The 13819-nt window shown below is 64.6% G+C and carries 14 protein-coding genes and 1 pseudogene; 2 read left to right on the top strand and 13 right to left on the bottom strand.

Features of this window, described 5'->3' with window-relative positions; translation table 11 throughout:
* Nucleotides 1-131: 131 nt before the first annotated feature.
* On the bottom strand, nucleotides 132-1103 hold the full coding sequence (locus QA645_RS37265; protein ID WP_254134406.1) for a bifunctional riboflavin kinase/FAD synthetase: 972 nt from the start codon (nucleotides 1101-1103) through the stop codon (nucleotides 132-134).
* A 229-nt stretch (nucleotides 1104-1332) separates the two neighbouring features.
* On the opposite strand from QA645_RS37265, the gene QA645_RS37260 reads away from it, so the two are divergent.
* Nucleotides 1333-1728, top strand: a complete 396-nt coding sequence (locus QA645_RS37260) for a response regulator (RefSeq protein ID WP_007596883.1) — start codon at nucleotides 1333-1335, stop codon at nucleotides 1726-1728.
* A gap of 171 nt (nucleotides 1729-1899) precedes the next feature.
* Here the strand turns inward: QA645_RS37260 and QA645_RS37255 are convergent, their stop codons facing one another.
* The 9 genes and pseudogenes from QA645_RS37255 to uvrC all read right to left on the bottom strand — a co-directional run bounded on the left by QA645_RS37255 (nucleotide 1900) and on the right by uvrC (nucleotide 10689).
* A complete protein-coding gene (locus QA645_RS37255; protein WP_254134405.1) occupies nucleotides 1900-2754 on the bottom strand; it encodes a TIGR01459 family HAD-type hydrolase in 855 nt (284 codons plus the stop codon).
* Nucleotides 2755-2769: 15 nt separating this feature from the next.
* A pseudogene (locus tag QA645_RS37250) lies at nucleotides 2770-4250 on the bottom strand (EAL domain-containing protein).
* Nucleotides 4251-4401: 151 nt separating this feature from the next.
* A complete protein-coding gene (locus QA645_RS37245; protein ID WP_283046092.1) occupies nucleotides 4402-5532 on the bottom strand; it encodes a YihY/virulence factor BrkB family protein in 1131 nt (376 codons plus the stop codon).
* A gap of 1 nt (nucleotide 5533) precedes the next feature.
* Nucleotides 5534-6121, bottom strand: a complete 588-nt coding sequence (locus tag QA645_RS37240) for a phage holin family protein (protein WP_283046091.1) — start codon at nucleotides 6119-6121, stop codon at nucleotides 5534-5536.
* 90 nt (nucleotides 6122-6211) lie between these two features.
* Nucleotides 6212-7171: a 50S ribosomal protein L3 N(5)-glutamine methyltransferase gene (gene prmB, locus QA645_RS37235; protein WP_283046090.1), complete on the bottom strand. Its 960-nt coding sequence runs from the start codon at nucleotides 7169-7171 to the stop codon at nucleotides 6212-6214.
* A complete protein-coding gene (locus QA645_RS37230; protein WP_254195628.1) occupies nucleotides 7171-7653 on the bottom strand; it encodes a molybdenum cofactor biosynthesis protein MoaE in 483 nt (160 codons plus the stop codon). Before QA645_RS37230 ends, prmB begins: the two co-directional genes overlap by 1 nt.
* A gap of 3 nt (nucleotides 7654-7656) precedes the next feature.
* On the bottom strand, nucleotides 7657-7908 hold the full coding sequence (gene moaD, locus QA645_RS37225) for a molybdopterin converting factor subunit 1 (protein WP_254195627.1): 252 nt from the start codon (nucleotides 7906-7908) through the stop codon (nucleotides 7657-7659).
* Nucleotides 7905-8522: a CDP-diacylglycerol--glycerol-3-phosphate 3-phosphatidyltransferase gene (gene pgsA / locus QA645_RS37220; protein ID WP_254134398.1), complete on the bottom strand. Its 618-nt coding sequence runs from the start codon at nucleotides 8520-8522 to the stop codon at nucleotides 7905-7907. The genes moaD and pgsA overlap by 4 nt, the downstream gene beginning before the upstream one ends.
* A 94-nt stretch (nucleotides 8523-8616) precedes the next feature.
* The gene (gene uvrC, locus QA645_RS37215; RefSeq protein ID WP_283046089.1) at nucleotides 8617-10689 is read right to left on the bottom strand and encodes an excinuclease ABC subunit UvrC; all 2073 of its coding nucleotides are present in this window, start codon (nucleotides 10687-10689) and stop codon (nucleotides 8617-8619) included.
* Nucleotides 10690-10941: 252 nt separating this feature from the next.
* Between uvrC and QA645_RS37210 the strand changes: the two genes are divergently transcribed.
* Nucleotides 10942-11565 (top strand): outer membrane protein, encoded by a 624-nt coding sequence (locus QA645_RS37210; RefSeq protein WP_283046088.1) that lies wholly within the window; start codon nucleotides 10942-10944, stop codon nucleotides 11563-11565.
* An 87-nt stretch (nucleotides 11566-11652) separates the two neighbouring features.
* Here the strand turns inward: QA645_RS37210 and QA645_RS37205 are convergent, their stop codons facing one another.
* The 3 genes from QA645_RS37205 to QA645_RS37195 form a co-directional block, all read right to left on the bottom strand.
* On the bottom strand, nucleotides 11653-11868 hold the full coding sequence (locus QA645_RS37205) for a cold-shock protein (protein ID WP_027534220.1): 216 nt from the start codon (nucleotides 11866-11868) through the stop codon (nucleotides 11653-11655).
* A gap of 252 nt (nucleotides 11869-12120) precedes the next feature.
* Complete coding sequence (gene rlmJ, locus QA645_RS37200; protein WP_254134395.1) at nucleotides 12121-12981, bottom strand: 23S rRNA (adenine(2030)-N(6))-methyltransferase RlmJ; 861 nt, start codon at nucleotides 12979-12981, stop codon at nucleotides 12121-12123.
* Between the two features lie 54 nt (nucleotides 12982-13035).
* On the bottom strand, nucleotides 13036-13749 hold the full coding sequence (locus QA645_RS37195) for a ribonuclease T2 (RefSeq protein WP_283046087.1): 714 nt from the start codon (nucleotides 13747-13749) through the stop codon (nucleotides 13036-13038).
* Nucleotides 13750-13819 lie beyond the last annotated feature (70 nt).

Below are 13819 nucleotides of genomic sequence, written 5' to 3'. Positions count from 1 at the left end.
GGAAGCCGGGCCGCTAATCCCTATGATGCGCCGCGCAAACATGGGCTCTCCATAGCAGGGGGCCAAGGGAAGCGCAAAAGGGGAAGCGCAAAAGGGAAGCGCAAAGGTCCGGCCGCCGGCTTCGGGCCCCCTCAATCGACGGTCCCGAGCTGCGGAAAAGCGTCCGGGGCGGCGGCCAGGATGGCGCGGGCGCGGGCGGAATCGTCGTCCATCTGGCGGATCAGGGCTTCAATATCGTTGAATTTCAGCTCCTCGCGGATGAAGCCGACAAAGGCGCAGTCCAGCGCCTGCCCGTAAAGGTCGCCCTTGAAGTCGAACAGGAAGATTTCGAGCAGCGGCGCGCCATCATCAAAGGTCGGCCGGCGGCCGAAGCTCGCCACCCCGTTCAGACGCTCAGGCCCGCGGCCGACCCGCACGGCATAGATGCCATGCTTCAGGCCGCAATTGGCGTCGAGCCGGATGTTGGCGGTGGGATAGCCGAGATCGCGGCCGCGCTTCTCGCCATGAATGACCTCGCCGGTGATGAACCAGGGCGCGCCCAGCATGGTGGTGGCCTCGTCGATGAGCCCCTCGGCGAGGGCGATCCGGATCGCACTGGAGGAGACCGGCCGCTCGTCGATATCGACATGCGGCTGTACATCGACCTCGATGCCCAGCCGGGGGGCTTCGTTGACCAAAAGGCCGGGCGAGCCGACGCGTCCCTTGCCGAAATGGAAGTCGTAGCCGACCGCAATCCCGCTGACGCCGAGGCGGTCGATCAGGTCATGGTGAATGAAGTCCTGCGCACTGGTCCCGGCGCGGGCCTTGTCGAAGGTCATGACCACGGCACCGGCAAGCCCGGTCCCGGCCAGAAGCCGCAGCTTGGCGCGTTCGTCCGTCAGGCGAAATTGCGGGGTGTTGGGACTGAAAAACCGGCGCGGATGCGGTTCGAAGGTCAGCGCCAGCGCAGGGCGGCCATGCAGTCGGCCCATTTCCAGGGCGGCTGCAATGACGGCCCGGTGGCCGAGATGGACCCCGTCGAAATTGCCCATGGCGACCACCGCCCCCTTCAGGATGGCAGAATCCGGCGTGGTATCGCGGATAACGGTAAATTGCGGGGCCATCAGGGGAATTCTCGAGCCGGCGGGACCGGCCGGGACCGTGGCGTGACCCGGCCGATGAAGTCAAGCGGGAGGGGTGGCCGCGCTGAACACGATTCAATCTTTCGAAGGCCGCCCCGATTAACGCGCTGTTTAAAGCCTTGGTGCTAGTCCTTGAAACGTGGAACTGCGGGGCGCCGTCCCGTCGGGTCCGATCGTAAATATTTCCTGGGTTTGCGTTGGGGGAGTCGAGATGGCGGTTGATTTGTCGATGTCGGTTCTGGTGGTGGATGACTACAGCACCATGATCCGTATCATCCGGAATCTGCTGAAGCAGCTTGGCTTCGAGAATATCGATGATGCCAGCGACGGTTCGGCGGCGCTGAACAAGATGCGCGGCAAGAAGTATGGGCTCGTGATTTCCGACTGGAACATGGAGCCGATGACGGGTTACGACCTGCTGCGCGAAGTGCGGGCAGATCCCAACCTCGCCACCACGCCCTTCATCATGATCACGGCGGAATCGAAGACCGAGAACGTGATCGCGGCCAAGAAGGCCGGCGTGAACAACTACATCGTCAAGCCGTTCAATGCGGCGACGCTGAAGACCAAGATCGAGGCGGTCTTCCCGGACATGGCGAGCGCGTAAGCGCGCTTCGAGGCCGGACAAACAATCTTCCAATAGATCGTCATGCCCGGGCTTGTCCCGGGCATCCACGTTGTTGGGGTCTGCGAGAGAAGGCGTGGATGGCCGGGTCAAGCCTGGCCACGACGGCACTCGGCAATTCGTCTAAGCCGGTCCCACGTCAGGCCGCTTTGATCACCACTTCAATTCGCGCATCAGCGCCTTCGGCGGGTGGCCGAACAATTCCGTCACTGACTTGGGATCGAGCTGGTCGAGGCCCTCGAACTCCTCGGCATGGATGCCGCGGGTGACGAACAGGCAGTCGATGCCGAATTCACGCGCGCCGGTCAGGTCGGTGCGGACGGAATCGCCGATCGCCAGCACCTTTTTCCGGTCGATCGGGTGGCCCTGGCGTTCGCCGGCCAGACGCATCGCGCGCTCGTAGATCGGCCGGTGCGGCTTGCCGTAGAAGATCACCTCGCCGCCAAGCTCGCGATACAGCTCGGCAATCGCGCCGGCACAATAGATCAGCCGGTCGCCGCGCTCGACCACGATGTCGGGGTTGGCGCAGACCAGCGTCAGCTTGCGCTCGCGCGCCTTCAGCATCATGCCGCGATAGTCTTCCGCGGTCTCGGTCTCGTCGTCATAGAGGCCGGTGCAGACGATATAGTCGGCCTCTTCCAGCGGCGCGGTCTTCGCATCGAGGCCGCGATAGATCGAGTTGTCGCGCTCGGGGCCGAGCCAGAACATTTTTCGGCCGGGGTGCTCGGCGACATAGAGTCGCGTCAGATCGCCGGAGGAGACGATCGCGTCATAGGTCTCGTCGGCGACGCCGAGCTTGCGCAATTGCCGCTGCACGGAGTCGGCCGGGCGCGGCGCGTTGGTGATCAGGATCACCGTACCGCCACGGCTGCGATAGGTGTGCAGCGCCTCGCAGGCCTCGGGGAAGGATTCCAGTCCGTTATGGACGACGCCCCAGATGTCGCTGAGCACGACGTCGACCCCGCCCACGAGTTCGCGCAGGCTTTGGGCGAAATGCAGCGTGGTCATGATGCGTGAGGCCGATCAGATGCGGCGCGCCAGCGCCGCGTTGCCGGTGATGCGCTGTGACGGGGTGGCAGGCGTCGCAGCTGATGTTGCGCTTGGGCTGGGTGTACCGGAACCATTGGATCCCTGAATGTCCTGCGTCGGGTTCGACGCGGCTCCGCCGGTAGCAGATGCCCCCTCGGGCCGCAATGGCCGGGGCGGCGCGAACAGAAAGCCCTGGCCGAAGCGCACGTCATAGTCGAGCAAGTCGACCACTGCGCGCTCGCCCTCGATCCGTTCCGCAATCAAATCGATGCCGAAGCGGCCGAGCAGATCGGACAGGTCGGAGGGATGAATGTCCGAGGTCGAGGCCTGCCTCGGGTCGAGCAGCAACGAGGCCGGGACCTTGATGAAGCGTACGCCGCGATCGGCGAGTTCGCGCGGCTCGATCCGCAAGTCGGTGACATGGTCGATCGAGAAGCGGAAGCCGCGCTGTGCGAGGGCCGCGAGATTCTCGGTCTCTGCAGGGCCGAGGCCGCGGAAGGTCGACTGCTTGAACTCCAGCACCAGCGATGGCGCGAGCGCCCGGTTGGCCTCGAGGAAATCGAGGCATTGCGCGAAGGTGGTGGAATTGCCGAGGGTCGAGGCCGCGACGTTACAGAACACGCCGACATCCTTGTTGCGCACCATCAGCCGGCGCAACACCTGGACACAGCGCAGCAGCACCATGTTGTCGATGCGTCCGATCAGCCCGGAGGCCTCGGCAATGCTGATGAACTCTTCCGCGGCAATCAGCTGGTCGCGCTCGTCGCGCACCCGGGTAACGGCCTCGTAGAAGCGGACCTTGCGCTGCGGCAGCGTCACCATCGGCTGGAGGAAGATGTCGATGCGGTTCTCGTCGATGGCATTGCGCAACGTGGCCAGCATCTGGGTCTGGTTGCGGCCGTTGGCCGTCGAAACGGCACTGGCGGTCTGGGTCTGGACGGCCGGCGGGGTCGGCCGCGGCGGCGGCGCGGGAAGCGGGGAGGAGCGGCCGGCCGCTCCTCGAAGGGGGCAATCAGGTCGACCGGCGCTTCCGGCTCCAGTCTGGCGACCGCAGCGGGGGCCGGCGCGTGACCGGCCAGCAGGTCCTCATGGGTCGACACGGTGGCGGCAAGCTGCCTGACCAGCCCGCCGAGCTCGTTGATCTCGCCGACCACCGACTGCACACGATCGGAATTGGTCGAATTGGACGAGGCGATGCGGCCCTCCATCGCGGCGAGCCGGCGGCCGAACTCGGCGACCTGACGGGCGAGGTCGGCGGTGCCGCGCGACAGGTCGGCGATCTGGCCGCCGACGTCGCTGCGGTCGCGCAACCGCATCGACACCGCGTTGTAGAGGATCAGGAAGGTCAGCGCGGTCAGCGCCACGATCGCGGATTCGGTTCCGCTGATGCCGGCGACCGCGTAGAGCACGAGCCCGAGCGAGGCCGCGACCAGAACCATGCAGATGGCGATGAAAATCGTCGAAATGCGAATCATGTCGCGCGTTACGCCTCAAGAGCTGGCTGCCTCACCCGGGAAAACACGGGCTGCAAATCGCACCCGTCACGCCTCATGCTCCCCAAGCATGCGCGACCCTAACATCATTGTTGATTCGGGGGGATAGCGACCGAGGGCGGCGAGCGCCGAGTCAAGACGGTGCGGCGGCGCCGACCGTGTCGGCCGAAACGGCGTCGCGGCTGCCGAGCGGCTTGGGCCGACCGGTGGTCGTATCCCGCAAGGTCTGCCGTTCGACCTCCGAGTTGAGCTCCGCGCCGAACATGATGACGATCGCCGACATCCACATCCACGTCATCAGACCGATCGCCGCCCCAAGCGAGCCGTAGGTCGCGTTGTAATTGGCAAACGCCGAGAGATACCAGGACAGCAGCGCCGAGCCGGCGATCCAGAGCAGGGAGGCTGTCACCGCGCCGATGCTCAGCCATTGCCAGCGCGGCGCGTCGCGGCTGGGCGCGAAGCGGTAGAGGATGGCGAGCGCCGCCAGCAGGATGACGAGCAACAGCGGCCAGCGTGCCAGCGCGACGATCAGCTTGCTCTCGGGCGCAATACCGAGGTGATCGAGCGCAAGCGGGAACGCGACCACGGCGGCCACCATCAGCAGGAGTGCGACAATTCCGCCGACCGTGAAGGACAGGGAAATCAGGTTCAGCTTGATGAAGCCGCGCTTCTCGCGCTCCTCGTAGGCGACGTTGAGGGCGTCGAAGATGGATTTGACGCCGGCATTGGCACTCCAGATTGCGAGCACCAGGCCGAACACGAAGGTGGCGCCCAGCGCCGTGTTGCCTTTCGAGACCACGCGGGCGACCTGATCCTCGACGATCTGGAACGTGCCCTGGGGCAGCATCATCGCGAGTGTCTGCAGATTGTCACTGATGGTCGAGGGATCGGCGAACAGTCCGTAGGACGAGACGAGTGCGGTTACCGCGGGAAAGATCGCGAGCAGACCGAAGAAGACGACGCCCCCTGCGGTCGCCAGCAGGCGATCGTCGTCGATGCGTTGATAGGTGCGCCAGAGGATGTCCTTCCAGCCGGACCAGGGAATCGCAAACGGGCTTGTCGAGCCGCGGCCGTGGCCGGGCTGCATGGCTGCGTTTGCGGGGCTTGTTTCCGGCGAATTCGCTTCGTTGTTGCGATGATCCTGTGGCGGTCCCGGCCGGACGAGCCCCGCTTCCTGAAAGTAGCGTTCCGCGGTGAGGACGAAAACTGCCGTGGCGGCGACCAGCAGCCAGGAGTCGAGCTGCTCGCTGTGCCGCGCACGCATGTCAGGCGTCCAGTCTGTGACCGTGGCGCCGCCTGCGCGCGGCCGTGAAGCCCAGCAACCCGATCGCGGCAAGCATCAGGCCAAGCTGTACGGGGCGGTTGGTCCGAGCCGGGAAAGTCTTGCCGTCCCGGCCGCGTTCGCCCGGCGCGAGCGGTACCAATGGGATCGTCGTCGCGACCTCCTTGACCGCCTGCTTGACCGTCCCGCGCGGGATCCGCGGCGTGGCGATCGCCACGCGCATGCGGCTGGCGAACGGCACGATCGGTCGTGTGCGGCGGTTCATCTGGGCCATGGCAACCCCGGCGCAGGCTGCGGCCAGCACCAGCAGCACGGCCGCAACGGCACCAAAGCCCCAGAACTGTCCGTAGGTGATGGCGATCCAGCGGTAGAGCGCGATCAGGCCGACAAAGAAGGCCGCAATCAGGAACAGCCCGGCCACCGCGAACAGTCCCGCAGCGACCGCGTAGGACGTCACGCGCCCGGTGGTCTGGCTGGTGCGGTCACGCAGATAGGACTGCGCCGCGCGCTTGAGATGGTTGAGTTTCAGCGCCATGCCGGCGCGCAGCAATTCGCCCGATGGCGCGAGCATGCGGACATCCTCCGAGAGCGAGACATTGGTCGGGGGATGAACGTGGCGGAATTTGACTTGTTCCGCCGGAGCGGGCCTGCGCGTGGCGGATCAGCCGAGATCGGCTGCCGCGATCCAGAACACCTCGCCCTCGGAATCTTCCGTGTCGAGCCAGAGCAGCGGCAGTTCCGGAAAGGCCTCGTCGACCAGCTCGCGGCCGCGGCCGATCTCGCAAAGCAGGCCGCCATCGGGCGTGAGATGGTTGGGCGCTTCGTGCAGGATACGGCGGACCACGTCGAGGCCGTCCAGGCCGCCGTCGAAGGCAAGCTTCGGCTCGGCCCGGCATTCCGGCGGCAAGGCCGCCATGCCTTCCGCGTCGACGTAGGGCGGATTGGTGATGATCAGATCATATTTGTTGGCGCCGAGCGGCGCGAACAGATCGCCCCGATGCAGCGTGATCCGCTCATCCAGCCCATGTTCCCCGACATTGCGCGCGGCGACTTCGAGCGCGCCCTTGGAGATGTCGACGGCATCGACCATGGCATTCGGGAAATGATAGGCGCCGAGGATCGCAAGACATCCCGATCCCGTGCAGAGATCGAGCACGTGCTCGACGGCCGTGGGATCGTCGATCAATGACCCCGCTTCGCCGTCGCCGCCGAAATGCGAATCCAGCAGCTCGCCGATGAAGGAGCGCGGAACGATGACGCGCTCGTCGACATAGAAGGGCAGGCCGCGCATGTAGATCTTGTTGACGAGATAGGCGGTCGGTTTGCGCGTCGTCACGCGCTTATGGATGAGGTCGAGCAGGGTCTTGGCTTCCGCGGCGGTGACGCGGGCATGCGCAAAGCTCTCGAACTGGTCGGGATGCAGATGCAGGGCCTCGCAGACCAGGAAGGCGGCTTCGGCGACCGGATCGGTCGTGCCGTGGGCGAAGGTGAGTTTCGCCTCGACGAAACGGCTGACCGCATAGCGGACGAAATCGAGCAGCGTCAGCAACTCGCCACGGCCGACCTTCGCGAGTTTCGGCGCGGCGCGGCTTCGCGCGGGCTTCTTGGATGCTTTTGCCATCAGGATTTGGTCCAGCGTGCGGCGGCCTCGTCGTCACGGGCGTGGGCCTCGACCCAGCCGGTGCCGGTGGCGCTCTCTTCCTTCTTCCAGAACGGTGCGCTGGTCTTGAGATAATCCATCAGGAACTCGGCCGCCTCGAACGCCGCCCTTCGGTGTTGCGAGGCGGTAAGCACCAGCACAATGTTCTGGCCGGGCATGAACCGCCCGACGCGATGGATGACCGTGACGCCGTTGAGCGGCCAGCGCGAAATGGCCTCGTCGACGTGGCGCTTGATTTCTTCCTCGGCCATATCAGGATAATGTTCGAGCGTGAGCGCCGCGATCTTCGAACTGTCCTCGTCGGCGCGACAGATGCCGGAGAAGCTGACGACCGCACCGATGTCGGTGCGGCTCGCGGTCAGGAGCGCGATCTCGCGCGCGATGTCGAAATCGTCTTCCTGGATGCGGATGGCAACGGGGCAGGTGGTGACGGGGGAAGTCATGGCCTAGCCGCCGGTCATCGGCGGGAAGAATGCGATCTCGCGGGCGCCCGCGATCGCGGCGTCGGCCTTGACGTGGGCGTGGTCGATCGCGGTGCGGATCACCGTCGGCTTCTCGAACGCATAGGCGTAAGCCTCGCTTTGACCGGATAGCCAGGCGATCAGCTCCTCGACGGTGCGCACCGTCGCGGGCGGCTCGATCGTCTCCTCGGCCTTGCCGACGCGTTCGCGCACCCAGGCGAAGTATTTTACCTTCATCCCTCATCCTCCTTGATGAGGTGATGGATGCCGGCGCGGAAATAGTCGTAGCCGGTGTACATGGTCAGGATCGCCGAGGCCCACAGCAGGATGAGGCCGATCAGCGAGACCATGGGGACGACCTCATCGCCGGCCGGGCCGGCGAGCAGGAAGCCGATGGCGACGAGCTGGACCGTGGTCTTCCATTTGGCGAGCTTGGTCACGGGCACGCTGACACGGAGCGCGGCGAGATATTCGCGCAGACCCGACACCAGGATCTCGCGGCACAGGATCACGATGGCGGCCCACAGCGACCAGCCATGGATGATCCCGTCGGCGGCCAGCATCAGCAGGCAGGAGGCGACCAGCAGCTTGTCGGCGATCGGGTCGAGCATCCGGCCGAACGCCGATTGCTGATTCCAGATCCGTGCGTAATAGCCGTCGAGATAATCCGTCACCGCAGCGCCGATGAAGATCGCGACCGCGACCCAGCGCAGCCACAGCGGGTAGTCCATGATGGACTGCGCATAGATGCATCCGACCACGACCGGGATCGCGGCAATCCGGCCATAGGTCAGGATGTTCGGGAGGGACATCGCGCGGCTGGTGGTCCCTCGTGTCGTGGCGATGTTCATCCGTCCTACCAATACCGCTCGAGCCTGAAGGTCAACCGTCCGTCCCCAATTGGGGTGCGGGATGCGACGACCATATGACTACAGCCCCTTTAGTTCACCCCGGCTGGGGATGGAAATAGTCGAATATCCTGCGGGCGCTCTCGGCGCTCACCCCAGGAACCTTGCCGAGATCGGCGATCGAGGCGCGTTCGATCTCCTTCAGGGTTCCGAAATGGTGCAGCAAGGCACGTTTGCGTGACGGGCCGATGCCCGGAATCTCCTGCAAACCGGCCTCGCGAATGTCCTTCTTGCGCAGCTTGCGGTGCGAGCCGATGACGAAGCGGTGGGCCTCGTCCCGCAGGCGCTGGATGAAATAGAGCACGGGGTCGCGCGGCTCCAGCTTGATCGCCTCGCGCTCCGGCATGAACAGGGTCTCGCGGCCGGCATCCCGGTCCGGCCCCTTGGCGACCGACATCAGCGACACCTGGGTCAGGCCGAGATTGGTGAAGATCTCCCGGACGGCGTTGAGCTGGCCGCGGCCGCCGTCGATGATGACGAGGTCGGGCCATTGCGGGAAGTCGTCGTCCTTGGCTTTGGCCGCGCCCTCTTCAGGCGGGTTGATCAGGCGCTTGAAGCGGCGCTCCAGCACCTCGCGCATCATGGCGAAGTCGTCGCCCGGCGTGATCCCTTCCGACTTGATGTTGAACTTGCGGTACTGGTTTTTGACGAAGCCATCGGGGCCCGCGACGATCATGGCGCCGACCGCATTGGTGCCCTGGATGTGGCTGTTGTCGTAGACCTCGATGCGCTTGGGCGCATGCGGCAGGCTCAGCGTCGCGGCCATGGCGTCGAGCAGGCGGCTCTGGGTCGCGGTATCCGCGAGCTTGCGGCCGAGCGCCTCGCGCGCATTGGTCAGCGCGTGGGTGACGAGCTCCTTCTTCTCGCCGCGCTTGGGCGCGACGACCTCGACCTTGTGGCCGGCCTTGATCGACAGCGCATTGGCGAGAAGCTCCATCTCCTCGATCTCGTGCGAGAGCAGGATGGTCTTCGGCGGCGGCTTGTCGTCGTAGAACTGGGCGAGGAAGGAGCCCAGCACTTCCTCCGGCGTGAAGGTCTTTTCCGCGCGCGGGAAATAGGCGCGGTTGCCCCAGTTCTGGCCGGTGCGGAAGAAGAACACTTCGACGCAGGAGAAGCCGCCTTCCTGATGGATGGCGAACACGTCGGCCTCTTCCACGGTGCGCGGATTGATGCCCTGCTGCGACTGGATCGCCGACAGCGCGGCGAGGCGATCACGATAGAGCGCCGCGCTCTCGAATTCGAGCTCGCCGGAGGCCTTCTCCATCTCGCCTGCAAGCTCCTGCTTCACCGCCTGGCTCTTGCCGGACAGGAAGTCGGTCGCCTCGCGCACCAGCGTGGTGTAGCCGGGGAAGTCGATCTCGCGGGTGCAGGGACCGGCGCAGCGGCGGATCTGGTAGAGCAGACAGGGCCGGGTGCGGCTCTCGAAGAAGGAATCCGTGCAGGAGCGGATCAGGAATGCGCGCTGCAGGGCGGTGATGGTGCGGTTGACGGCGCCGGCAGAGGCGAACGGGCCGAAATAACGTCCGGGGCGGGTCTGCGCACCGCGATGCTTCAGGATCTGCGGTGCCCAATGGTCGCCGGTGATCAGGATGTAGGGAAACGATTTGTCGTCGCGCAGCTGCACGTTGAAGCGCGGTCGCAGCTGCTTGATGAGGTTGGCCTCCAGCAGCAGCGCCTCGGTCTCGGTCGTGGTCGAGACGATCTCCACGGTCACCGTGGCCGCGATCATGCGCAGGATGCGCGCCGGCAGCGGCGCACTCTGGCGTGCATAGTTGGAGAGGCGCTTTTTGACGTTCTTGGCCTTGCCGACATAGAGCACGTCGGCATTCGCACTGAGCATGCGATAGACGCCGGGCGAGGTCGGCGCGAGGCGGACCGCGCGCTCGATCGCCTCGTGACCGGTCGCCAGCGGCTCTTCGCCGATCGCGCCGCTCTCTTCCAGGATATCCGGCAGCCGGCCGTCGTCCTCCTCATCGCCGCCGCTGGTGGCGGGATCGAGGTCGGGCGGCGCTGTCTCGTGCGAAGTCTCCTGGGGCGGGACGTCGGAGGTCGCGGCGCGCGGTGACTTGCGCGCGCGGTCGTCCGGATTGTCGGTGGAATCGTGAACCATGGTGCGAATTTAGGCGCTGAGGGAGCCGATTTGAAGTTCCGGCCGTGCCGCACGCACAGGATGGCGGCGCAGGTCCCGGTAACGCTTCCTTAAGTCTGTTAACAGCGCGGTAACGGGTCTTAACAGCCCTTTAACTTAAAACTCTCGATAAATCTTACGCGAAAAAGTGGTGGTTCCGTAACCATGCGGTCTGGCCTTGCGCGGCGGCGCGGGCATCGCAGCCGGTTGCGGCAAGTTGCGTTGGAGTGTGTGATGAAGAGGCTCGTTGTGGGCGCAGCCGCGTTGGTTGCAGCCGGCTGGACGGCGTCGGCAGAGGCCGCCGATCTCAGTTACGGGCAGCGTGCGCCCTATACCGTCAATCAGCCGCTCAATGGCTATAGCTGGGCCGGCCCGTATCTCGGCGCCAATCTCGGCTATGAATGGGGCTCGGTCAGCAACACGTCCGTAAAGCCCTCCGGCTTCGTCGGCGGCGTGCAGGCAGGCTACAATTTCCAGAACGGCCCGTGGGTGTTCGGCGTTGAGGGCGACATCCAGGCAGCCGGCGCCGACGACACTTTCGCGCCGTGGAAGTTCTCCAATCCCTGGTTCGGCACGCTGCGCGGTCGCGCCGGCTATGCGTTCAGCAACGTCCTGGTCTACGGCACCGCCGGCCTCGCTTTCGGCGAGCTGCGTGGGCAGACCTTCGGCTGGACGGAATCGCACACCACCGCCGGCTGGACCGCGGGCGTCGGCGCGGAAGTCGGCTTCGCGCCGAACTGGAGCGCGAAGCTCGAATATCTCTACATCGATCTGTCGTCGAGCCAGTTCGCAATTACAGGCGTGTCAAACGGCTATAGCGCCAGCGTTGTTCGCGCAGGCGTGAACTATCACTTCTGATAGCCAAATAAGAAAATACCGGACAACAGTCTCCCGGCCGCTCGCGGCCGGGACTTTTTTTGCGCCAGGTGTTTTGGGAAAGGTCCGCTACGAAAGGATCACGAGATTGACCGCCTTCGGCCCTTTCCCCTTCTTGTCCGGTTCGACTTCGAAAGTGATACGCTGTCCTTCGGCAAGGTCTTTTAGTCCCGCCCGCTCAACAGCGGTGATGTGAACGAATACATCGCGACCGCCGTCGTCCGGTTTGATAAAACCGTAGCCGCGCTCGCCGTTAAAAAACTTAACTGTTCCCGTATTGGCCATCGGGAAACTCCCCCTCATTGCTCCTCCGTCGCAACGCAGACACGCGTCGCGACATGACCGGGCATCACGAAGCCCGGGAGAGCTGGCCATCCTTGGGCAGACCCTTCGGTCCGACTGGATCTTTCTTAGGCCTTCACTCCGCCGCAACCATTCGCGGAAGCGGAACGTAAAGCCAGTCACGCAAATAGCATAATACGGTTCTTTGCAGATTGACTACCGCTACTGCATATTTTTCCCAAGAATGGCGGCAGCTTAGGGCTTGGGTACCTCTAATCGGAATCTGGCAGCTCCGCCCTGACCGAGCGGCATTTCCAGCTCGGGCAGGATCGTCTTGAGCTCGCTCTGCAGCGTGTAGGGCGGATTGACGATCAAGAGTCCGGTCGAGGTGAGGGCTGCGCCATCAAGCTGTGGTGCAACGCTGAACTCGAGCCGCAGACATTTTCCCGGAGTCTTTGCTGCAACTGCGGTCCGCGCCACGAGTTGCGCCAGTGTGTCGGTGGCGCGGCGGCTCTTGGCGGGATACCAGATTACATAGATACCGGTCGGCCATTTCGCGAACGCGGTGGAGAAGGCCTCGCCCAGTCTTTCGAACTCGTCTTTCGCCTCGAACGGCGGGTCAATCAGCACGAGTCCGCGCCGCTCCTTCGGCGGCACGAACGCCGGCAGCGCCATCCAGCCGTCGAGATCGACCACGCGGGCCTGTTCGTCGCGCCGCAACACGTCGATCAATGCCTTGCGTGCCTTCGGTTCGAGCTCGCAAGCGACGAGCCGGTCCTGCGGCCGCATCAAACCGCGCGCGATCAAAGGTGAGCCCGGATAGGCCTTGAGCTCGCCCTTCGGATTGAAGGCGCGAACGATATCCATGTACGGCTTGGTCAGTGCGACTGTCTCGTTCGTGAGGCGCGCCTGCATCAGCCGCGCGATCCCCGTCAGCCATTCGCCGCTGCGGCGTGCCTCGTCGCTGTCGAGATCATAGAGACCCGCGCCCGCATGGGTGTCGATGACGCGGAAGGCGGCCGGCTTGTCCTGCAGATAGGTCAGGATGCGCGCCAGCACGATGTGCTTGATGACATCGGCGAAGTTGCCGGCGTGAAAGGCGTGGCGATAGTTCATGCGAAGAGCACTACGCCACGTGAGGGCCTGAGCAAAGAGCTACGACAGCCTGGGCTACCCACCCCTGACCGGCGGCATCGTCACCTGGTCACGGCGGCAGGCGCGACGTTCCATTTCCTCGCAGGCGCGGAATTGCAGATCCTTGCTGAGGCAGATGCGGACCTCGGAGAGCCGGGTGCGATTGCAGGTGACTGAGATGGCCGCATCGCTGAGGCCCGGATTGGCCTTGATGAAGGCTTCTTCCACCTCACCCGGCGCCACGGTCTTGGCTTGCGACAGGTCGAGATATTCGGCCGGAATCTTGATCGCGGCGCGTGCCTTGCGGATGGTCTCGAAATAATTGCGGCCGTCGAGCCCGGAGCACGTGCCGTGCTTGTCCCACTCGTTGAAGATCAGCCCCGGCGCCGGCATCAAATCGAGCATCGTGGAGACGATGTTGCGGTTCAGCCGCGGCGATGGCCGCTGGCAATATTCGGGGAAGCCGTTCTCATATTGCGGCCACAGTCCGTGCACCACGAAGGAATAGGGCCGGCCCTCACATTGGATATTCGAGCGTCCGCCGCCGCGGCCGCGCTCGGCCGCCTCCGCGCAGAAGGACGGCGACCACGACAGCGACAGCACATAGAAATCGAATTCACCGGGCGCGTTCTGGCGCTTGTCCTGCGCCTTCGCGCCACCGGACAGCGAGATCAGCCCGGCGGCAAGAATCAGGGGGAGGGTCAGTGAGATCACAAGGCGGGAGAACGAATGCAATCTAAAATGAAACATGGCAACGCCCCTCAACTAGACTGTGCAACAAGCCTAGCAGGCAACAAGAACATTTCAAGAACAAAATTCA

Source organism: Bradyrhizobium sp. CIAT3101, from assembly GCF_029714945.1.
In the GTDB taxonomy this organism is placed as follows: Bacteria; Pseudomonadota; Alphaproteobacteria; order Rhizobiales; family Xanthobacteraceae; genus Bradyrhizobium.
Note: the sequence above shows the minus strand (reverse complement) of the source record. Positions and strands in the feature narration are given on the sequence as shown.

Coding starts and splice junctions, on each gene's coding strand:
- rlmJ (WP_254134395.1), bottom strand. CDS start 12,981: ATGAACTATCGCCACGCCTTTCACGCCGGCAACTTCGCCGATGTCATC.
- prmB (WP_283046090.1), bottom strand. CDS start 7,171: ATGGCAAAAGCATCCAAGAAGCCCGCGCGAAGCCGCGCCGCGCCGAAA.
- QA645_RS37205 (WP_027534220.1), bottom strand. CDS start 11,868: ATGGCCAATACGGGAACAGTTAAGTTTTTTAACGGCGAGCGCGGCTAC.
- pgsA (WP_254134398.1), bottom strand. CDS start 8,522: ATGAACATCGCCACGACACGAGGGACCACCAGCCGCGCGATGTCCCTC.
- moaD (WP_254195627.1), bottom strand. CDS start 7,908: ATGAAGGTAAAATACTTCGCCTGGGTGCGCGAACGCGTCGGCAAGGCC.
- QA645_RS37210 (WP_283046088.1), top strand. CDS start 10,942: ATGAAGAGGCTCGTTGTGGGCGCAGCCGCGTTGGTTGCAGCCGGCTGG.
- QA645_RS37255 (WP_254134405.1), bottom strand. CDS start 2,754: ATGACCACGCTGCATTTCGCCCAAAGCCTGCGCGAACTCGTGGGCGGG.
- QA645_RS37260 (WP_007596883.1), top strand. CDS start 1,333: ATGGCGGTTGATTTGTCGATGTCGGTTCTGGTGGTGGATGACTACAGC.
- QA645_RS37265 (WP_254134406.1), bottom strand. CDS start 1,103: ATGGCCCCGCAATTTACCGTTATCCGCGATACCACGCCGGATTCTGCC.
- uvrC (WP_283046089.1), bottom strand. CDS start 10,689: ATGGTTCACGATTCCACCGACAATCCGGACGACCGCGCGCGCAAGTCA.
- QA645_RS37240 (WP_283046091.1), bottom strand. CDS start 6,121: ATGCTCGCGCCATCGGGCGAATTGCTGCGCGCCGGCATGGCGCTGAAA.
- QA645_RS37245 (WP_283046092.1), bottom strand. CDS start 5,532: ATGCGTGCGCGGCACAGCGAGCAGCTCGACTCCTGGCTGCTGGTCGCC.
- QA645_RS37195 (WP_283046087.1), bottom strand. CDS start 13,749: ATGTTTCATTTTAGATTGCATTCGTTCTCCCGCCTTGTGATCTCACTG.
- QA645_RS37230 (WP_254195628.1), bottom strand. CDS start 7,653: ATGACTTCCCCCGTCACCACCTGCCCCGTTGCCATCCGCATCCAGGAA.